The 20721-nt window shown below is 67.3% G+C and carries 13 protein-coding genes, 2 tRNA genes and 3 rRNA genes; 13 read left to right on the forward strand and 5 right to left on the reverse strand.

Features of this window, described 5'->3' with window-relative positions:
* Positions 1-43: 43 nt before the first annotated feature.
* Complete coding sequence (locus tag ACN265_RS05260; RefSeq protein WP_421406224.1) at positions 44-868, reverse strand: DUF3152 domain-containing protein; 825 nt, start codon at positions 866-868, stop codon at positions 44-46.
* 140 nt (positions 869-1008) lie between these two features.
* Between ACN265_RS05260 and ACN265_RS05265 the strand changes: the two genes are divergently transcribed.
* The 3 genes from ACN265_RS05265 (at position 1009) to ACN265_RS05275 (ending at position 3050) form a co-directional block, all read left to right on the forward strand.
* Positions 1009-1506 carry a SigE family RNA polymerase sigma factor gene (locus ACN265_RS05265; protein WP_204928032.1) on the forward strand — a complete coding sequence of 166 codons (498 nt, stop codon included), beginning with the start codon at positions 1009-1011 and terminating at the stop codon, positions 1504-1506.
* Complete coding sequence (locus ACN265_RS05270) at positions 1503-2249, forward strand: hypothetical protein (RefSeq protein ID WP_421406225.1); 747 nt, start codon at positions 1503-1505, stop codon at positions 2247-2249. The genes ACN265_RS05265 and ACN265_RS05270 overlap by 4 nt, the downstream gene beginning before the upstream one ends.
* A 129-nt stretch (positions 2250-2378) precedes the next feature.
* Positions 2379-3050 carry an SMI1/KNR4 family protein gene (locus ACN265_RS05275; protein WP_420115836.1) on the forward strand — a complete coding sequence of 224 codons (672 nt, stop codon included), beginning with the start codon at positions 2379-2381 and terminating at the stop codon, positions 3048-3050.
* Positions 3051-3676: 626 nt separating this feature from the next.
* On the opposite strand, the gene ACN265_RS05280 is transcribed toward ACN265_RS05275, so the two are convergent.
* Both ACN265_RS05280 and ACN265_RS05285 read right to left on the reverse strand, forming a co-directional pair.
* A complete protein-coding gene (locus ACN265_RS05280; protein ID WP_421406226.1) occupies positions 3677-4141 on the reverse strand; it encodes a hypothetical protein in 465 nt (154 codons plus the stop codon).
* An 89-nt stretch (positions 4142-4230) separates the two neighbouring features.
* A tRNA-Gly gene (locus ACN265_RS05285) sits at positions 4231-4304 on the reverse strand.
* A 331-nt stretch (positions 4305-4635) separates the two neighbouring features.
* Here ACN265_RS05285 and ACN265_RS05290 point away from each other — a divergent pair.
* From ACN265_RS05290 to ACN265_RS05315, 6 genes are all read left to right on the forward strand, one after another.
* Positions 4636-4709: transfer RNA gene (locus ACN265_RS05290), tRNA-Pro, on the forward strand.
* Positions 4710-4864: 155 nt separating this feature from the next.
* Entirely contained in the window at positions 4865-6217 is a 1353-nt protein-coding gene (gene tig / locus ACN265_RS05295; RefSeq protein WP_204928617.1) for a trigger factor, read from the forward strand.
* A gap of 171 nt (positions 6218-6388) precedes the next feature.
* Entirely contained in the window at positions 6389-7030 is a 642-nt protein-coding gene (locus ACN265_RS05300) for an ATP-dependent Clp protease proteolytic subunit (protein ID WP_067310650.1), read from the forward strand.
* Positions 7031-7040: 10 nt separating this feature from the next.
* Positions 7041-7703, forward strand: a complete 663-nt coding sequence (locus tag ACN265_RS05305) for an ATP-dependent Clp protease proteolytic subunit (RefSeq protein ID WP_030333536.1) — start codon at positions 7041-7043, stop codon at positions 7701-7703.
* Positions 7704-7917: 214 nt separating this feature from the next.
* Positions 7918-9213 carry an ATP-dependent Clp protease ATP-binding subunit ClpX gene (clpX, locus tag ACN265_RS05310; protein WP_357928115.1) on the forward strand — a complete coding sequence of 432 codons (1296 nt, stop codon included), beginning with the start codon at positions 7918-7920 and terminating at the stop codon, positions 9211-9213.
* Positions 9214-9503: 290 nt separating this feature from the next.
* Complete coding sequence (locus tag ACN265_RS05315; RefSeq protein WP_421406227.1) at positions 9504-10301, forward strand: carbon-nitrogen hydrolase family protein; 798 nt, start codon at positions 9504-9506, stop codon at positions 10299-10301.
* Positions 10302-10328: 27 nt separating this feature from the next.
* Here the strand turns inward: ACN265_RS05315 and ACN265_RS05320 are convergent, their stop codons facing one another.
* The gene (locus ACN265_RS05320) at positions 10329-10553 is read right to left on the reverse strand and encodes a hypothetical protein (RefSeq protein WP_357928119.1); all 225 of its coding nucleotides are present in this window, start codon (positions 10551-10553) and stop codon (positions 10329-10331) included.
* Between the two features lie 662 nt (positions 10554-11215).
* Here ACN265_RS05320 and ACN265_RS05325 point away from each other — a divergent pair.
* From ACN265_RS05325 to rrf, 3 genes are all read left to right on the forward strand, one after another.
* Positions 11216-12730, forward strand: a 16S ribosomal RNA gene (locus tag ACN265_RS05325).
* Positions 12731-13119: 389 nt separating this feature from the next.
* Positions 13120-16232: ribosomal RNA gene (locus ACN265_RS05330) — 23S ribosomal RNA — on the forward strand.
* A 95-nt stretch (positions 16233-16327) separates the two neighbouring features.
* Positions 16328-16444: ribosomal RNA gene (gene rrf, locus ACN265_RS05335) — 5S ribosomal RNA — on the forward strand.
* The 16S, 23S and 5S rRNA genes sit together here, the layout of an rRNA operon.
* A gap of 882 nt (positions 16445-17326) precedes the next feature.
* Here the strand turns inward: rrf and ACN265_RS05340 are convergent.
* Positions 17327-18010, reverse strand: coding sequence for a hypothetical protein (locus ACN265_RS05340; protein ID WP_420119477.1), 684 nt, complete (start codon positions 18008-18010; stop codon positions 17327-17329).
* Positions 18011-18080: 70 nt separating this feature from the next.
* Here ACN265_RS05340 and ACN265_RS05345 point away from each other — a divergent pair, with 70 nt between their 5' ends.
* Entirely contained in the window at positions 18081-20699 is a 2619-nt protein-coding gene (locus ACN265_RS05345; RefSeq protein ID WP_421406228.1) for a valine--tRNA ligase, read from the forward strand.
* The last annotated feature ends 22 nt before the right edge of the window (positions 20700-20721 follow it).

Here is a 20721-nt window from a genome sequence, read left to right on the forward strand (position 1 = left end):
CGTCGCAGCCCTGGCGCAGCCGCGGGGTGCGGCCCGGCGGCCGTCAGGCCCGGCGGCCCGGCTCGGGTGGGGGGACCCGGTCGGCGTACGCGCCGGGCGGCCCGGAGTAGCGCCTACCGTCCCGGTACGGCGAGGCGTTGGCGGTGCACCCGTGCAGGCCCAGCGTCTGCTGCTGCATCACCGGGGCCGGCCGGCCCCGCCCCGGGCACCGCTCGTGGCCGTGGCCGAGCCGGTGCCCGACCTCGTGGTTGACCACGTACCGCCGGTAGACGGCCAGGTCCGCGCCGTACCCCGGCACCCCCTTCACCCAGCGGGCCACGTTGATCACCACCCGGTCGCCGTTGCGGCACGAGGTGTACCCGTCCGCCGCGTCCCCGCACAGCTCGTCGCGGGTGCCCGGGGTGGCCAGGTGGACGGTGAAGTCGGCCGGCCCGCCGGGGCCGACCCGCCACAGCCGCAGCGTCCCGCCCGTGGTCCACCCCTGCGGGGCGGTCAACGTCGCGCTGACCTCGGCGGCGAACTCCGCCACCGGCAGCCCCCGGATGTCGCGCTCCACCGCCACCCGGTACCGCAGCAACCGGCCGGTGCCCCGGGGTGCCGCCGGTTCGCCGGCCGCGACCTGCCAGCGGTTGGTCCCGTCCGCCGGGTAGCCGACCGGGGCGGGCCCGGACCGGGCGGGCGTCCCGGCGACCGATCCGACCGGTTGGGCGGACCCGTCCGCCCGGTCGGACCCCGCCGGGGCGGGTGTCGCCGTCGACCCGGCCGGGGAGGGCGGTGCCGCCGCCGGCATCCCGCAGCCGCTCAGCCAGGCCGCCATCAGCAGCGCCGTCACCGGCCGTCCGCGCCGGGCGCTACCCTTCGTCGCCATGGTGCCTCCTCCGCCCGCCGCCGGGCGGCGTCGGGCAGCGGGAAGGACGGGCGGCCCGCCGGAACAGTTGATCCCGTCGGGACTCAACCTTTCGGTGCCCCCGCCCGTCCTGTCCGGCGTGGCAATGGGGAAGAGCGGGCATGGCCCGGGGTGACGCCGAGTTCGTCGAGTTCGCCCGGTCCGCCTCCGGGCGGCTCAGACACGCCGCGTTCCTGATGACCGGCAACCACCACCAGGCCGAGGACGCCGCGCAGACCGCCCTGGTCCGCACGTACGCGTCCTGGTCGCGGATCCGCGACCAGGACGCCTACGGGTACGCCCGCACGGTGCTGGTCAACCACCTCGTCGACGGGTGGCGGCGGCCGATCCGGGAGTACCCCACCGACGACCTGCCCGAGCAGCGGCGGGGCGACGTCGCCGACGACGTGGCCACCCGCCGCTGGCTGCTCGACATCCTCGGCGCGCTCAGCGCCCGCGAGCGGGCCATCGTGGTGCTCCGCTACTACTTCGACCTACCGGAGGCGCAGGTGGCCCGCGAACTGGGGGTATCGCTCGGCACGGTGAAGAGCACCGGTTCCCGGGCGTTGCAGAAGCTGCGCGCCACCGGGATCCCGGCGGCCCAGGGGACCGGCCGATGACCGAGCTGGAGCAGTTGCGCCGGGCGATGCGGGCGACCGAACGGCCGTACCCCGAGGATCTCGACCTGACCGTGATCATGCGGGACGGCCGGCGGCTGCGCCGACGCCGCCGGCTCGTCGGCGCGGGCGCGACGGCGCTGGCCACCGTGCTGGTGGCCGGCGGCGTCGGACTCGGCGTGCGGTGGGCCGGGCCGCCGGCGGCGGACCGCCCACCCGCCCGCGCCGCCACCGTGCCCGACGCGACGCCCCCGGCGACCGCGTCGCCGACCCCCGGACCCACCCGGTGGGAGCCGCCCCGGAAGCCGATCGGCGAGGTGATCGACACCGGCATCCGGTACGGCGTCGAGCAGCGGGTGTACTACCTGGTGGCGGTCGACGTGCCCGAGGCGCCCCGGGTGCGGGTCGGGTTGATGGCCGGCCGCCGTACCCCCGCCGGCGAACTGACCGACGACATCGTCCTCAACGACGTGCGGGGCAGCGACCGGCGACCGGGCTTCCACGAGATCGGGTACGACGACGCGACCCCCTCGGACGACCGCCCACCGGTGCCGACGTTCGGCTACTTCGTCGGGCCGGCGAGCCGGATCGTCGGCACCGCCGGGGGCCGGCAGGTCGACGCCCGGCTGGCCCGGTGGAGCACCGACCCGGAACTGGTGATCTTCTGGTTCGATCCGGTCGACCTCACCCCCGGCGTACGACTCGACGGCATCGTCGCCCGCGACCGCTCCGGCCGCCTGCTCTGACCGGCGACGGGGCGGCCGGGTGCCCCGGTCCGGGCGGCGTGGGCGGTGCGTACCCCGTGGGCGCGGACCTCGTGCCGGGCTCCGGTCCGTCGGGTGGCCGCCTCCCGACGTGCTTGTATCGTGCCGGGCGTGACGCGCACCGACTGGTCGGACATCCGTGGACGGCTCGCCCGGTTGGCCGCGACGCCGGACTCCGGTGCGGTGTTCGGTGCCGGCGACCACGGGTGGGAGCTCGAACCACCACTGACCGCCGAGGAGTTGGCCGAGGTGGGGGAGCAGTTGCGGGTGGAGCTGCCCGCCGAGTACCTGTCGTTCCTGCGGGAGGCGGGTCGGGGCGGCGCGGGGCCGGCCTACGGGCTGTTCCCGATGCGCCGGCGCGACGGACGGTGGCAGTGGGAGGGCGACGGCGCGGACCTCACCACACTGGCGGCGCTCGGGCGTCCCTTCGCCCACGTCGAGGCGTTCAACCCGGCCGACGGCCTACCCGCCGAACCCGAGGAGGACGACTACGACTCCCCCGAGGCGTTCACCGCCGCGCAGGACGCCCACTGGGAGCGGTACGAGCAGGTCGTCTACACGCCGGAGAACTCGGTCGGCCTGCTCTACCTGTGCCATCTCGGCTGCGCGTTACGGGAGGCACTCGTCGTCAGCGGTCCCGCCCGGGGACAGATGTGGGCGGACGACATCGCCGAGGGCGGTGGGTTCCGGCCGCTGTACGACGACGACGGGACACCGCTGGGCTTCGCCCGTTGGTACCGGCGCTGGCTGGAGGCGGCCGAGCGCGAGGTCGCACCCGGCTAGCCGTCCTGGTCGACGGCGAACGGGCAAGCCGCGAAGCGGCGCAACAGTCGAGCGCCCCGGCATCGACGACGAGCGGCCACGCTGGCGCTCGTCACGGCCCAACCTATCGGTCACGACCAGTCCGACGCGTGGCGCGATACTCAAGGAACCAGTAGGTGGCCATGAGGACCGATGCGGCCAGCAACAACCCCGCACCGATCCACCGGCCCTGAGCGCGCCAAGCGCTGGGCGTGACCTCCGTGAGATTCCCTACCCCCAGGAGAGCGTAGAAGCCAATGCACGCCGCCCCTGCGGCCCACACGCGGGGGTAACGCAGGGTCCGCCCGAGCAGCTGAACCGTTGGCGTGCGCCGGCTGCGAACAACCACCCAAGCAGCGCACCCGATCAGGGCGACAGCAGCGCCGGCAAGCAGAGTGTCGGCAACCAGGAGGTCCATGACCGTTTCACCCGACTCATAGGTCGTCACGGCAGTCACGGTAGCGGTACCACACAGCTGCCGACCGCAGACATATGGGCAGCCGTCGTCTGGTGCGGCGGGCGTCGGGTGACCCGATCATGGCATCGGTGTTGGTCATGCCCGGCAGCCGCCACGAGATCGAAGACACCTACGTGTGGTCCTGACCTGGTCAGGACCACACGTCGCCGTAGAAGTCCTCGTCATCGTCGGCTTGCGGCAGCGGGGTCCGCCACCACAGCTCGATGAGGAACTCCTGGGTGTCGGCCCGCCTGCGGTGGACCCGAACCCCGTAGACGCCGGCTCCCTGCGAAGGGGTGACCTCCATTGCTGCTCCGGAGGTGATCACCTCGACGACCAGCTCTCCGGTCGGGCAGTGCAGCTCAAGCTGTCGAGATTCGTCCCACGGGCCGCTGTCCGGCGCGGGCTCACTGGCCCACGTCCGGAGTTCAAGGCCCACCTTCGATGCGTCCGAGAGAACTCGAACGCAGATTTCGTACGTGGACGCGCCGGCTACCTGGTCCTCCGCGTCCTGGAGTGACTCGCCTTCGTCGCCGGCATCACACCACACGTCCCGCAGGACAAAGTGGCCATAGTGGGGGCTGAAGGTGGTGCGGTGCATCATGAGCGGCTTCATGGGTCCGGAGGCTGGCACCACCGTCCGACATTCGGGTACGAGAACGGCCCAGGCTCGGCGAGTGTGCCGCTGACCTGGGCCGGAGGGTGTGGAGCGGGCGACGGGAATCGAACCCGCACCGTCAGTTTGGAAGACTGAAGCTCTGCCATTGAGCTACGCCCGCGTACGCCCGGAAACCGGACGCGCCGCAAGCCTACCCCCACCCCCTCCCCCCGGCATTTCCTCCCCCCGACCTCGTGTCCTCGGTGATCAAGAGGTTTGCGTCACCCTCGACGCTCCCCCCTGACGCAAACCTCTTGATCACCGAGACCGTGCCGAGGTCGCGCCGAGACCGTGCAGCGGACATGTCGAGGACACGTCGAGTGCGCACCGGGGACACGCCGGGTGAACGCCGGGGGCGTACGGCACACACGTCGAACGCGAGTGGGGGACGGGCCGGTGGGGGACGCCCCGGCATACCGGGCAGGGCGCGACGGCATACACTTCTTTCGCCACGGGGTGTGGCGCAGCTTGGTAGCGCACTCGCTTTGGGAGCGAGGGGCCGTGGGTTCAAATCCCGCCACCCCGACTGCGTGCGCATCCCGGGATCATCCCCGGGAGGCGACGCCGATCCGTGCGGTTCGCCGGGCGCTGCCGGAGCAGCGTCCCGGCTCGCCTACACTCGATGCGCGCAATCACGCCCAGACCCAGACCCACCACTGAGATCCGTCAAGGAGTACGCCTGTGAAGAGCACCGTCGAGACTCTGAGCCCGACGCGCGTGCGGCTCGCCATCGAGGTGCCGTTCGTCGAGCTCGAGCCGAGCCTCAAGAAGGCGTACCGGGAGATCGGCCAGCAGGTCCAGGTTCCCGGCTTCCGTCGGGGCAAGATCCCGGCCGCCGTGATCGACCAGCGGGTGGGCCGGGGCACCGTGCTCAACGAGGCGGTGCAGGAGGCGATCCCGCAGAACATCCTCGCCGCCGTACGTGAGCACGACCTCAAGACGCTCGGCCGTCCCGAGGTCGAGATCACCGAGTTCAACGACGGTGACTCGCTCAACTTCACCGCCGAGGTCGACGTCCGGCCCGAGCTGACCCTGCCGGACCCGGCCACCGTCGAGGTGACCGTCGACGAGCTCCAGATCGACGAGAGCGAGATCGACGAGCAGGTCAAGAACCTGCGCGAGCGGTTCGCCACGCTCAAGACCGTCGAGCGGGCCGCCGCCGAGGGTGACTACGTGCAGATCGACCTGAACGCGACCGTCGACGGCGAGGACGTGCCGGGCGGCTCGGCGAGCAACATCTCGCACGAGGTCGGCAGCAAGCAGCTCCTGCCGGGTCTGGACGAGGCCCTGGTCGGTCTCGCCGCCGGCGACGACACCACCTTCACGACCCAGCTCGTGGGCGGCGACTTCGCCGGCCGGGACGCCGAGGTGGCGGTGACCGTCCGCACGGTCAAGGAGAAGGAGCTGCCGGAGCTGGACGACGACTTCGCCCAGATGGCCAGCGAGTTCGACACCATCGAGGAGCTGCGCGCCGACCTGCGGGAGAAGGTCACCCGGGGCAAGCGGGTCGAGCAGATCTACGCCGCCCGGGACAAGGCCCTGGAGCAGTTGGTCGCCGCCGCCGAGGTGCCGGCGCCGGAGGGTGTCGTCCGCGAGGAGGTCGAGAGCCGTAAGCAGGCGATGGTCGACCAGCTGGAGCGGATCGGCGCCTCGATGGAGGAGTACCTCGCCGCCGAGGAGAAGACCGAGGAGCAGATCGACACCGAGCTGACCGAGGCGGCGACCGAGGGCGTCAAGATCCAGCTGCTGCTGGACACCCTGGCCGACGCCGAGGACACCCAGGTCTCCGACGACGAGTTCGGCCACGAGATCGTCCACCGGGCGCAGCGCGCCGGGATGGCCCCGCAGCAGTACTACGACCAGCTGGTCCGCTCCGGTGCCGCCGCCGCCGTCTTCGGTGACGTGCGGCGCGGCAAGGCGCTCGCCTCCGTGATGGAGAAGATCAAGATCAAGGACTCGGCCGGCAACGAGGTCACCCTCGACGCGCTGCGGGCCGAGAGCGAGCAGGCGCACGACCACGACCACGAGCACTGATCCGACCCGGTAGGCCGCCGTGCGCCCGTTGCGGCGCACGGCGGCCGAACCCCTTTTCCGGGTACGTCCCGAGCCTGCTGCGCTGAGAGCGAACAGTGCCGCGAGCGGGAGTCGATCACCCGGTGGAGCGGTTAATGTCGGGTACGACGGTACGGAGAGCGAAGGGCTGCCATGACCGACATGCACATCCCAGCGAAGCCGCTCCGGGCGATCGAAGCCCGAGGTGGCGACACCATTGGCAACCTCGACGACTCGGTCTACAACCGGTTGCTCAAGGAGCGCATCATCTTCCTCGGCAGCGAGGTGAACGACCAGGTCGCCAACCGCATCTGCGCCCAGCTGCTGCTGCTCGCGGCGGAGGACCCGGACCGCGACATCTTCCTCTGGATCAACTCGCCGGGCGGCTCGGTCTACTCCGGCATGGCGATCTACGACACCATGCAGTACATCGACAACGACGTGTCGACCGTGGCGATGGGCATGGCCGCCTCGATGGGTCAGCTGCTGCTCTGCGCGGGCACCAAGGGCAAGCGGTACGCCCTGCCGCACGCGCGGATCATGATGCACCAGCCGTCCGGTGGCCTTGGCGGCACCGCGTCGGACATCGCGATCCAGGCCGAGCAGATGCTCTACACCAAGCGGATGTTCCAGGAGCGGGTCGCCCACCACACCGGGCAGAGCCAGGCGCAGATCGAGGCCGACTCGGACCGCGACCGCTGGTTCACCGCCCAGGAGGCCATGGACTACGGCTTCATCGACAAGGTGATCATCGGAGCCACCCAGGTTCCGGATGGCGCCGGGACCCTGAGCTGAGGAGCTGACGATGACCGATCTGAGCCTGCCGCCCCAGTTCGCGGCCGTGCACAACCGTTACGTCCTGCCGTCGTTCGTCGAGCGCACCTCGTACGGGGTCAAGGAGTCCAACCCGTACAACAAGCTCTTCGAGGACCGGATCATCTTCCTCGGCGTCCAGGTCGACGACGCGTCGGCAAACGACGTGATGGCGCAGCTGCTGACCCTCGAGGGCACCGACCCGGACCGCGACATCATCATGTACATCAACTCGCCCGGTGGTTCGTTCACCGCCATGACGGCGATCTACGACACCATGCAGTACGTCCGGCCGGACATCTCCACCGTCTGCCTGGGCCAGGCGGCCAGCGCGGCGGCGGTGCTGCTGTCGGCGGGCACCCCGGGCAAGCGGATGGCGCTGCCGAACTCGCGGATCATCATCCACCAGCCGGCCACCGAGGGCGGCTACGGGCAGGGCTCGGACATCGAGATCCAGGCCCGGGAGATCCTGCGGATGCGCACCCAGCTGGAGGACATGCTCTCCCGGCACTGCAACCGGCCGATCGAGCAGGTCCGCAAGGACATCGACCGTGACAAGATCATGACGGCCGAGGAGTCCAAGGAGTACGGGCTGGTCGACACGATCCTGACCAGCCGCAAGAAGGGCCTGCTGGCCGCCAACGCGGCCCGCTGAGCACCATCGTTCGGAGGTCGGTCGGGGCGAGCAGTTCCCGGCCGACCTCTGACACACCCGTTTTGGGGGTCGGAGAAACCCTCGCCAGCGGGTAACGTCGGGGCCGTACGGCGTGGCCGGGTCGGACCGGCGGAACGGATTTCACCACGGACGGGCGTTCCGGCGCCCGCGGTTCAGGGCCGGTCTCCGGTCGACGAGTGCAGGGAGAACGTAGGTGGCACGGATCGGTGACGGCGGCGACCTACTGAAGTGCTCGTTCTGCGGCAAGTCGCAGAAGCAGGTCAAGAAGCTCATCGCGGGCCCAGGGGTCTACATCTGCGACGAGTGCATCGACCTCTGCAACGAGATCATCGAAGAGGAGCTGGCCGAGTCCGGCGAGGTGAAGTGGGAAGAGCTTCCCAAGCCGATGGAGATCTGCCAGTTCCTCGACAACTACGTCGTCGGTCAGGACCAGGCCAAGAAGGCGCTCGCGGTGGCGGTCTACAACCACTACAAGCGCATCCAGGCCGAGGCGGCCAACGCCCCCGGCTCCGGTAGCGACGCCGTCGAGCTGGCCAAGTCCAACATCCTGCTGCTGGGCCCGACCGGATGCGGCAAGACGCACCTCGCGCAGACCCTGGCCCGGATGCTCAACGTGCCCTTCGCGATCGCGGACGCCACCGCGCTGACCGAGGCGGGCTACGTCGGCGAGGATGTGGAGAACATCCTCCTCAAGCTGATCCAGGCCGCCGACTACGACATCAAGCGCGCCGAGACGGGCATCATCTACATCGACGAGGTCGACAAGATCGCCCGTAAGTCGGAGAACCCGTCGATCACCCGGGACGTCTCCGGCGAGGGGGTGCAGCAGGCCCTGCTCAAGATGCTTGAGGGCACGGTGTCGAACGTGCCGCCGCAGGGCGGGCGCAAACACCCGCACCAGGAGTTCATCCAGATCGACACCACCAACGTGCTGTTCATCTGCGGTGGCGCCTTCGCCGGCCTCGACCAGATCATCGAGGCCCGCACCGGCTCCGGCGGCACCGGCTTCGGCGCCCGGCTCCGGTCGGTCTCCGAGCGTTCCACCGACGACATCTTCAGCCAGGTGATGCCGGAGGACATGCTCAAGTTCGGGCTGATCCCCGAGTTCATCGGCCGACTGCCGGTGATCACCAACGTGCGCAGCCTGGACCGTTCCGCCCTGGTGCGCATCCTCACCGAGCCGCGCAACGCCCTGGTCCGGCAGTACCAGCGGCTCTTCGAGCTGGACGGCGTCGAGCTGGAGTTCGAGCCGGCCGCGCTGGAGGCGATCGCCGACCAGGCGATGCTCCGGGGCACCGGTGCCCGTGGTCTGCGCGCCATCATGGAAGAGGTCCTCCTCTCCGTCATGTACGAGGTGCCGAGCAACCCGGACGCCGCCCGGGTGCTGATCACCCGCGAGGTCGTGCTGGAGAACGTCAACCCGACCATCGTGCCGCGCGAGTTCACCGGTCGCCGGGCCCGTCGCGACCGCGAGGAGAAGTCGGCCTGACCGACACCCCGACCACCGTCGGAAGCACGGCCCCCGCCCGGGGCCGTGCTTCCGCGCGTACGGCGCTTCTGCCCTGAGCGCCGTCTGAACGGGCCCGTCCCTCCCGATCCACACCCCCGGCTCGCGATCGGCTCTCGGCCGCGCTCGGGGCGTCCACGTGGTGCCCGGTGGTCGACGACGGGCGGCCGAGCGCCCGGCGTCCGGGGACGAAGCCCGGGCGGGGGTCCGCGTTCCGGCCCCGTCGGGCCGCGCACTGTCCCGGGTCGCCGTCCGCCCGTACCCTGGGCAGCATGCGCGTCGCCGTCTGCCAGCTCAACGCCCGCGACGACCGGTCGGCCAACCTGGCCGCCGCCGAGGCTCTGCTCGTGCGGGCCGCGGCGGCCGGTGCCGACCTGGCGGTCCTTCCCGAGTACGTCGACTATCTCGGCCCGGCCGACGGGATGCCGCCGGCCGAGGGGGTGGACGGGACGGTGGGCACCTTCTTCGCCGAGGTGACCAGCCGGTTGGGGATCTGGCTGGTCGCCGGCTCCTTCCACGAGATCGGGCCGGATCCGGCGCACACCTGGAACACCTCGCTGGTCTTCGACCGGTCCGGCACCCTCGCCGCCAGCTACCGGAAGATCCACCTGTACGACGTGGAGATCCCCGGACGGGTGTCCTACCGCGAGTCCGCCACGGTGGCCCCCGGAGCGGAACCGGTGGTGGTCGACGTGGAGGGCCTGCGGGTGGGCCTGACCATCTGCTACGACCTGCGCTTCCCGGAGCTGTACCGGCGACTCGCCACGGACGGGGGAGCGCACCTGCTCGTCGTGCCGGCGGCGTTCATGATGCACACCGGGCGGGACCACTGGGAGGTTCTGCTGCGGGCCCGGGCGATCGAGAACCAGTGTTTCGTGGCCGCCGCCGGGCAGACCGGTGACCACGACCCGGGCCGGACGTGCTTCGGCCGCAGCATGGTGGTCGACCCGTGGGGCACGGTGCTCGGCCAGGTGCCGGACGGACCGGGTCTCACCGTGGTCGACCTCGACCTGGACCGGCTGCGCACGATCCGCGCCGAACTGCCCAGCCTGGCCAACCGCCGCCTCTGACGCACCCGCGGGCGGGGCCGGGCGCGGTCAGCTCAGCAGCACCCCCACGACTGCCAGCGTGATGATCGCCGCCGCCGTCACCAGCAGGGCCGTTCCCATCCTGGAGGGCCCGCGCCGGGCCAGCCGCACGACCGACAGTACGACGACGACGAGCACGACCGCTGCGATCACCAGTTGCCAGAATGGCATCAGGAGTCCCAGTAGTGCGTCGTCGGCGAGGGTGACCGTGGGGGAGCGGGACGCCTCATCCATGGCAGCCACTCTGGCACGGATCGGCCACCTCGGCGTTGTTTCGGTGCGCGGGCGCAACACCGGCAGGGGTGCACGCCGGCGGGTGATGCCCGCCGACGAAGGTAGTGACGATCGTTGATTTGCCTTCCGTGGGGCGTCCGCGTAACTTTCTCTCTGCACGCGGGAGGCCGGACGAACTGGCCGAAAGCGGGCACCAGGATCGTGGCGGAGACGCCGAGCGATGCTGAGGATCGGGCGGTGCGGGACTCCTCGGAAAGTCGGGGTTGCGAACGCGAAGCCGACCGGGTAAGGTTCTGAAGCCGGCAGGGAGCCGGGCGGGCACCGCGAAAGCGGATGCCGGCCGGTCTGCTGATTCCCACGATCGCAACGACCACCGGAAACGGTGTGCGTGACAACGTGGATAAGGCTGAACCAGGCTGACAGATCGCGACAGCGAATTTGACAGCGGAATTCAGTCCAAGTAACTTAGAGAAGTTGCCCCGGTCGGGTTGCCGTTGGTGCGGTGGTTTGGCTGGTGTGTGGTTGTTCTTTGAGAACTCAACAGGGTGCTTGTAAAGCCAGTGCCAATTGTTTTATACCCCGGGCTGGCCGAATCTTCGGGTTTGGTTGGCTGGGATTCCTTTGGCAACACTTTTGTTGTCAGGATGCTGTTCAACAGGTTTTTGTTGGAGAGTTTGATCCTGGCTCAGGACGAACGCTGGCGGCGTGCTTAACACATGCAAGTCGAGCGGAAAGGCCCTTCGGGGTACTCGAGCGGCGAACGGGTGAGTAACACGTGAGTAACCTGCCCTAGGCTTTGGGATAACCCTCGGAAACGGGGGCTAATACCGGATATGACCTTGCCCTGCATGGGGTTTGGTGGAAAGTTTTTCGGCCTGGGATGGGCTCGCGGCCTATCAGCTTGTTGGTGGGGTGATGGCCTACCAAGGCGACGACGGGTAGCCGGCCTGAGAGGGCGACCGGCCACACTGGGACTGAGACACGGCCCAGACTCCTACGGGAGGCAGCAGTGGGGAATATTGCACAATGGGCGGAAGCCTGATGCAGCGACGCCGCGTGAGGGATGACGGCCTTCGGGTTGTAAACCTCTTTCAGCAGGGACGAAGCGCAAGTGACGGTACCTGCAGAAGAAGCACCGGCCAACTACGTGCCAGCAGCCGCGGTAAGACGTAGGGTGCGAGCGTTGTCCGGATTTATTGGGCGTAAAGAGCTCGTAGGCGGCTTGTCGCGTCGACCGTGAAAACTTGGGGCTCAACCCCAAGCCTGCGGTCGATACGGGCAGGCTAGAGTTCGGTAGGGGAGACTGGAATTCCTGGTGTAGCGGTGAAATGCGCAGATATCAGGAGGAACACCGGTGGCGAAGGCGGGTCTCTGGGCCGATACTGACGCTGAGGAGCGAAAGCGTGGGGAGCGAACAGGATTAGATACCCTGGTAGTCCACGCTGTAAACGTTGGGCGCTAGGTGTGGGGGGCCTCTCCGGTTCCCTGTGCCGCAGCTAACGCATTAAGCGCCCCGCCTGGGGAGTACGGCCGCAAGGCTAAAACTCAAAGGAATTGACGGGGGCCCGCACAAGCGGCGGAGCATGCGGATTAATTCGATGCAACGCGAAGAACCTTACCTGGGTTTGACATGGCCGCAAAACTTCCAGAGATGGGAGGTCCTTCGGGGGCGGTCACAGGTGGTGCATGGCTGTCGTCAGCTCGTGTCGTGAGATGTTGGGTTAAGTCCCGCAACGAGCGCAACCCTCGTTCGATGTTGCCAGCGCGTTATGGCGGGGACTCATCGAAGACTGCCGGGGTCAACTCGGAGGAAGGTGGGGATGACGTCAAGTCATCATGCCCCTTATGTCCAGGGCTTCACGCATGCTACAATGGCCGGTACAATGGGTTGCGATGCCGTGAGGTGGAGCGAATCCCAAAAAGCCGGTCTCAGTTCGGATCGGGGTCTGCAACTCGACCCCGTGAAGTCGGAGTCGCTAGTAATCGCAGATCAGCAACGCTGCGGTGAATACGTTCCCGGGCCTTGTACACACCGCCCGTCACGTCACGAAAGTCGGCAACACCCGAAGCCGGTGGCCCAACCCTTGTGGAGGGAGCCGTCGAAGGTGGGGCTGGCGATTGGGACGAAGTCGTAACAAGGTAGCCGTACCGGAAGGTGCGGCTGGATCACCTCCTTTCTAAGGAGCACCATCCGGTGAAAGCCGGTATGGAGCCCGCGGCCTGCGAATGTCGGGTCGGGGTGCTCAGATGGCGGAGACACTGGCAAGTTTTTCCCTGGCAACGGCCGGGATACCTAGTACAGCTGCTTCGGTGGTGGGAACGGGGTCCTGGTGCGGCTGGTGGAGGGATGTGAGCACCCTGTTGGGTCCTGAAGGAACAACCTGAGGTTGTTTTTTCGGAGGACTGTTCTGGAGCGTGAGCTTCGGTGGTCTGCCAGGCATGGCCTGGTCTCGCATACCGGATTCTGTTCTGCCTTGTGGGGTGGGGTGGGGTTGCTGGTGTGGGGCTTTCGGGTTGTGGGTTGGTTGTTTGTTGAGAATTGCACAGTGGACGCGAGCATCTTTGTGGTCAAGTTGTCAAGGGCGAACGGTGGATGCCTTGGCACCAGGAGCCGATGAAGGACGTGGGAGGCCGCGATAGGCCTGGGGGAGCTGTCAACCAAGCTGTGATCCCAGGGTGTCCGAATGGGGAAACCTGGCACCAGTCATGTGGTGTCACCCGCACCTGAACACATAGGGTGTGTGGGGGGAACGCGGGGAAGTGAAACATCTCAGTACCCGTAGGAAGAGAAAACAATGTAGTGATTCCGTGAGTAGTGGCGAGCGAAAGCGGATTGAGGCTAAACCGGTTGCGTGTGATACCTGTCAGGGGTTGCGTGGTCGGGGTTGTGGGACCCTGCTGAGTGTACTGACATGCATTCGAGGAGTTATAAAATCAGTGGCTAGCCGAATGGTGTGGAAAAGCCAACCGTAGTCGGTGAGAGTCCGGTAGGTGAAAGTTGCTGATCTTCTGTGGGTGTTCCCGAGTAGCGGCGGACTCCTGAAATCTGCCGTGAATCTGCCAGGACCACCTGGTAAGCCTAAATACTTCCTGGTGACCGATAGCGGACGAGTACCGTGAGGGAATGGTGAAAAGTACCCCGGGAGGGGAGTGAAATAGTACCTGAAACCGTTCGCCTACAATCCGTCGGAGCCTTGCGGGGTGACGGCGTGCCTTTTGAAGAATGAGCCTGCGAGTTAGTGGCATGTGGCGAGGTTAACCCGTGTGGGGGAGCCGTAGCGAAAGCGAGTCTGAATAGGGCGTCGTAGTCGCATGTTCTAGACCCGAAGCGGAGTGATCTAGCCATGGGCAGGCTGAAGCGCGGGTAAGACCGCGTGGAGGGCCGAACCCACCAACGTTGAAAAGTTGGGGGATGACCTGTGGTTAGGGGTGAAAGGCCAATCAAACTCCGTGATAGCTGGTTCTCCCCGAAATGCATTTAGGTGCAGCGTCGTGTGTTTCTTGCCGGAGGTAGAGCACTGGATGGTCTAGGGGGCCTACAAGCTTACCGAAATCAGCCAAACTCCGAATGCCGGTAAGTGAGAGCGCGGCAGTGAGACTGCGGGGGATAAGCTTCGTAGTCGAGAGGGAAACAGCCCAGATCACCAGCTAAGGCCCCTAAGCGTGTGCTAAGTGGAAAAGGATGTGGGGTCGCATAGACAACCAGGAGGTTGGCTTAGAAGCAGCCACCCTTTAAAGAGTGCGTAATAGCTCACTGGTCAAGTGGTTCCGCGCCGACAATGTAGCGGGGCTCAAGCACACCGCCGAAGCTGTGGCATTCACATTTTAATCTCGCTTGGACTTGATTCCTTGTGCAGGTGTGTGGATGGGTAGGGGAGCGTCGTGCCGGGGGTGAAGCAGCGGGGTGACCCAGTTGTGGACGCGGCACGAGTGAGAATGCAGGCATGAGTAGCGAAAGAAGGGTGAGAAACCCTTCCGCCGGATGACCAAGGGTTCCAGGGCCAGGCTAATCCGCCCTGGGTGAGTCGGGACCTAAGGCGAGGCCGAGAGGCGTAGTCGATGGACAACGGGTTGATATTCCCGTACCCGCGAAAGAGCGTCCCTGATGAACCTCGTTGTGCTAACCACCCGAGCTGGCTGATGTCTTCGGACGGATGTTGGGGAGCGTGGGAACCTGGCGGGTAGTAGTCAAGCGATGGGGTGACGCAGGAAGGTAGCTGAGCCCGGCCGGTGGTTGTGCCGGGGTAAGCGTGTAGGCCGACATGTAGGCAAATCCGCATGTCATGGGGCTGAGACGTGATGCCGAGCCGATTCAGGTGAAGTCAGTGATCCTATGCTGCCGAGAAAAGCCTCTAGCGAGTTCTGAGCGGCCCGTACCCCAAACCGACACAGGTGGTCAGGTAGAGAATACCGAGGCGATCGGGCGAACTGTGGTTAAGGAACTCGGCAAATTGCCCCCGTAACTTAGGGAGAAGGGGGGCCGGAGACGTGAAGCCCCGTGCGGGTGGAGCGTTGTATGGCCGCAGAGAGCAGGGGGAAGCGACTGTTTACTAAAAACACAGGTCCATGCGAAGAAGTAATTCGATGTATATGGACTGACGCCTGCCCGGTGCTGGAACGTTAAGGGGACCTGTTAGCTCCTTTTGGGGGCGAAGCGGAGAACTTAAGCGCCAGTAAACGGCGGTGGTAACTATAACCATCCTAAGGTAGCGAAATTCCTTGTCGGGTAAGTTCCGACCTGCACGAATGGCGTAACGACTTCCCCACTGTCTCAACCACAGGCCCGGCGAAATTGCAGTACGAGTAAAGATGCTCGTTACGCGCGGCAGGACGGAAAGACCCCGGGACCTTTACTATAGCTTGACATTGGTATCTGAATGGACTTGTGTAGGATAGGTGGGAGCCGGTGAAACCTGTACGCCAGTATGGGTGGAGGCAATCTTGAAATACCACTCTGGTTGATTTGGGTATCTAACTTCGGACCGTTATCCGGTTCAGGGACAGTGTCTGGTGGGTAGTTTAACTGGGGCGGTTGCCTCCTAAAGGGTAACGGAGGCGCCCAAAGGTTCCCTCAGCCTGGTTGGCAATCAGGTGTTGAGTGCAAGTGCACAAGGGAGCTTGACTGTGAGACTGACAGGTCGAGCAGGGACGAAAGTCGGGACTAGTGATCCGGCACTTGCGTGTGGAAGCGGTGTCGCTCAACGGATAAAAGGTACCCCGGGGATAACAGGCTGATCTTCCCCAAGAGTCCATATCGACGGGATGGTTTGGCACCTCGATGTCGGCTCGTCGCATCCTGGGGCTGTAGCAGGTCCCAAGGGTTGGGCTGTTCGCCCATTAAAGCGGTACGCGAGCTGGGTTTAGAACGTCGTGAGACAGTTCGGTCCCTATCCGCCGTGCGCGTAGGATACTTGAGAAGGGCTGTCCCTAGTACGAGAGGACCGGGACGGACGAACCTCTGGTGTGCCAGTTGTCCCGCCAGGGGCACGGCTGGTTAGCTACGTTCGGAAGGGATAACCGCTGAAAGCATCTAAGCGGGAAGCCTGCTTCAAGATGAGGTATCCCACCCCACTTTGTGGGGGTAAGGCCCCCAGCTAGACGACTGGGTTGATAGGCCGGAAATGTAAGCTCGGTAACGGGTTGAGTTGACCGGTACTAATAGGCCGAGGACTTGATAACAAGGCTGCTACGCGTCCACTGTGCAACTCTGAACAAACACCAAACAACCCCCCACAGTGTGTGGGTGTGTGTGTTGTTTGATATGTTCATAGTGTTACGGCGGTCATGGCGGAGGGGAAACGCCCGGTCACATTCCGAACCCGGAAGCTAAGCCCTCCAGCGCCGATGGTACTGCACTCGGGAGGGTGTGGGAGAGTAGGACACCGCCGGACAACCTTTCAGTTGAGGCCAACCCCGAACAGGGGTTGGCCTCAACTGCATTCCACACCATATCTCTCCCCCCGGAACTGCTCCCCACCATCCATTTCCCCCCGGAACTGCTCCCCGCCATCGGTGGGAGAACCCTCGCCACCGAAGTCGGAAACTCAAGCCGCCCCGGACGCGGAAAGGTCACGCCCCCGGAACCCCTCGCCCCGGCCCAAGGACCCCAAGGCTGAGCGCTGGTGGGTTGAGGGCTGGTGGGCGGAAGAAGCGGCCATCCCGACACGGGATACCCCTACCTCCCCGACATGGGCGGTAGGCAACCAGACACAAAGCGGCGCCCAGCCCCAGCCCAACACGGAATACCCCCACTCCCCGATACAGGCGGCACCGTCCCAGACATAGACCACACCCGCCCCCGACCCAGAACGGGATGCCCCACATCCCCGACCTCGGAGTAATCAACAACCGCTGAAGCAACCGACCATGACACGCCACGACAGCGCCAAGCGCCAAGCCAAGCTGACCCAACCACTAACACCCATCAGCAGGCAGCCCCGCACGGCCACCACCAGCCGGCGACATCACGATGACCCTGACCGCCCCAGTACCGGCGCGGTCAGCTCGACCCCGTGGACAGGGATCGCTTGGGTGGCAACGTTGCGGTAATGCTCGGCTGGGAAAGCGCAACGTCGCCGACATGGCACGGTCAGCGCAAGGGCCCCGAGGGAGACAGGGGCGGCGAGGGCAACCGGGGGTCGAGGAGGCGGAGGGCGTCCTGGTGGCGAGCGGGGAGCTGGGCGAACGGCGAACTGGGCCAGCGGCGAACGGGGCCAGGGGCGAGCGGGGAGCTGGGCCAGGGGCGAGCCGGGCGAGGGGAGGCCCGGCGGCGGTCAGTCCCGGGTCTGGATGCCTTCGCGGAGTTGGCGGAAGAGGCTGGCCGAGTCGTCGACGGAACGGTTGGCGAACATGCCCATCGCCACGCTGCCGTGGTCGGCCCAGCCGCAGATCGCGAAGTCGCCACCGTCACCGCTGGTCCGACCACACTTCATCACGCCGCCGTACTTCCCGGCGGGCACCGTACGGAGGTCGGTCACCTTGCCGGTCTCGTCGGCCATCAACCGGAACAGGCTGTCCAGGTCGCGTTCCGGCTGCCAGAGCAGCGTGGTGCCACCGAAGAACAGCACCGTCCGCTTCTCGTCGGCGGGGTCGCGGTAGACCGTACCGATGCTTCGGTCCAGGTCGATGTCGGCGGCGAATCCGGCGCGCAGGTAGTCGGCGGTGCTGCGGGCCCGGTCGGAGTCGTCGCGGGTGAGACCGGCGAGGTGGCCGGGCGGGTCCAGCCGGACGTCCTTCTGCTGGGCGATGCGCCAGCCCGCGGTGCCGAGCGCGGCGGCGCCGACGAGGCCGACCACGAGCGCGACGGTGAGCGCGATCCGCCGGCGTCGGGACACCGGGCCCCGCCCCTGCGGGCTCTGCTCCGGGTCGTGGGTGCTCAACCGGATCGGCTCGTCGGTCAGCTCGACCGGTTCGGGACCCTCGATGAGCTGACGCTCGGTGAGATGTGCGTCGGACATGTTCGCCACCGTACGCGAATGACCGGTGGCGCACGTCGGGTCCGCCGAAGCGCTCCGTAGACTTTCACAGGTGACCGAGAGACTGGATGCCCGACGCCCCGACGCCCCGACCCTTGCCGGCCAGTACCAGCCCGGCGAGGTAGAGCAGCGACGGTACGAGCAGTGGGTAGCCGCCGGCCACTTCCGGGCGTCGGCGCAGAGTGACAAGCCCCCGTTCACCATCGTGATCCCCCCGCCGAACGTCACCGGTGTGCTGCACATGGGCCACGCCCTGGACCACACCGTCCAGGACTCGCTGGTGCGCCGTAAGCGGATGCAGGGGTACGAGGCGCTCTGGCTGCCCGGCACGGACCACGCCGGTATCGCCACCCAGAACGTGGTGGAGCGGCAGCTCGCGGGTGAGGGGCTGTCCCGGCACGACCTCGGTCGGGACAAGTTCGTCGAGCGGGTCTGGCAGTGGAAGGCCGAGTCCGGCGGGGCGATCCTCGGCCAGATGCGCCGGCTCGGCGACTCGGTCGACTGGGACCGGGAACGCTTCACCATGGACGAGGGCCTGTCCCGGGCCGTGCAGACCATGTTCAAGAAGCTCTACGACGAGGGTCTGATCTACCGGGCCAACCGGATCATCAACTGGTGCCCGCGCTGCCTGACCGCCCTGTCGGACATCGAGGTGGAGCACACCGACGACGAGGGTGAGCTGGTCTCGATCCGGTACAGCGACGACGTGGTGGTCGCCACCACCCGGGCCGAGACCATGCTCGGGGACACCGCCGTGGCCGTGCACCCCGACGACGAGCGTTACCGGCACCTGGTCGGCACCGAGGTCGAGGTGCCGTTGACCGGCCGGCGTATCCCGATCGTCGCCGACGAGCACGTCGATCCGGCGTTCGGCACCGGCATGGTCAAGGTGACCCCGGCGCACGACCCCAACGACTTCGAGATCGGCCAGCGGCACGACCTGCCCGCCCTGACGATCATGGACGAGCGGGGCGTCATCACCGCGCCCGGTCCGTTCCAGGGCCTGGACCGGTACGAGGCCCGCCCGGCGATCGTGGCGGCGCTGCGCGAGCAGGGCCGGGTCGTGGCCGAGAAGCGGCCGTACGTGCACGCGGTGGGGCACTGCTCGCGGTGTCGTACCACGGTCGAGCCGCGGCTGTCGTTGCAGTGGTTCGTCAACACCACCCCGCTGGCGAAGGCGGCCGGCGACGCGGTGCGCGACGGCCGGGTGAAGATCGAGCCGGCCGAGCTGGCCAAGCGCTACTTCGCCTGGGTCGACAACATGCACGACTGGTGCATCTCCCGGCAGCTGTGGTGGGGCCACCGCATCCCGGTCTGGTACGGCCCGGCGGGCGAGATCGTCTGCGTCGGCCCGGACGAGACGCCCCCCACCGGCGAGGGCTGGGTCCAGGACGAGGACGTCCTGGACACCTGGTTCTCCAGCGGCCTGTGGCCGTTCTCCACCCTCGGCTGGCCGGAGCAGACCCCGGACCTGGCGAAGTTCTACCCGACCAGTGTGCTGGTCACCGGCTACGACATCCTCTTCTTCTGGGTCGCCCGGATGATGATGTTCGGCCTGTACGCGATGGACGGCCGGCAGCCGTTCGACACGGTCGCCCTGCACGGCATGGTCCGCGACCAGTACGGCAAGAAGATGTCGAAGTCGTTCGGCAACGTGGTCGACCCGTTGGACTGGGTCGACCGGTACGGGGCCGACGCGACCCGGTTCACCCTGGCCCGGGGCGCGAACCCGGGCGGGGACGTCCCGGTCAGCGAGGAGTGGTGCCAGGGCTCCCGCAACTTCTGCAACAAGCTGTGGAACGCGACCCGGTTCGCGCTGCTCAACGGCGCGCACACCACCGGCCCGCTGCCGGCCGCCGACGGGCTCTCCACCGTCGACCGGTGGATCCTGTCCCGGCTGGCGCACGTCACCGCCGAGGTGGACGAGCAGTTCGAGGCGTACGAGTTCGCGAAGGTGTGCGACCTGCTCTACCACTTCGCCTGGGACGACGTCTGCGACTGGTACGTGGAGCTGGCCAAGCCGGTGCTCGCCGAGGGCGGGCCGGCCGCCGACGCCACCCGCCGGGTGCTCGGGCACGTGCTGGACCAGTTGCTGCGGCTGCTGCACCCGGTGATCCCGTTCGTCACCGAGGAGCTGTGGACGGCACTGACCGGCGGCGAGACCGTCATGACGGCAGCCTGGCCGACCGCCGACCGTGCGCTGGTGGACGACGCCGCGGAGCGCGAGGTCGGCACCGTTCAGCGGGTGGTGACCGAGATCCGGCGGTTCCGCTCCGACCAGGGGCTGCGGCCCACCCAGCGGGTGGCCGCCCGGCTGGACGGGCTGGCCGGGGTCCAGATCGCCGCGCACGAGCCGCTGATCCGTTCGCTGGCCCGGCTGGACGCCCCGGCCGACGACTTCCAGGCCAGCGCCACCCTCGCCATGCCCGGTGAGGTCAGCGTGGCGCTGGACACCCGGGGGTCGATCGACGTGGCCGCCGAGCGGGCCCGGCTCACCAAGGACCGGGCGGCGGCTGAGAAGGAGGTCGCGCAGGCCCGGGCGAAGCTCGACAACCCGGCGTTCGTCGGGAAGGCGCCCGAGCCGGTGGTCGCGAAGATCCGCGACCGGCTGGCGGTGGCCGAGGCCGACCTGGTCCGCATCGACGCCGCTCTGGAGGCGCTTCCCTCGTGACCGACCGCACCGATCAGACCAG

Origin of the sequence: Micromonospora sp. WMMD730, assembly GCF_049178955.1 — a bacterium.
GTDB lineage: Bacteria > Actinomycetota > Actinomycetes > Mycobacteriales > Micromonosporaceae > Micromonospora > Micromonospora wenchangensis.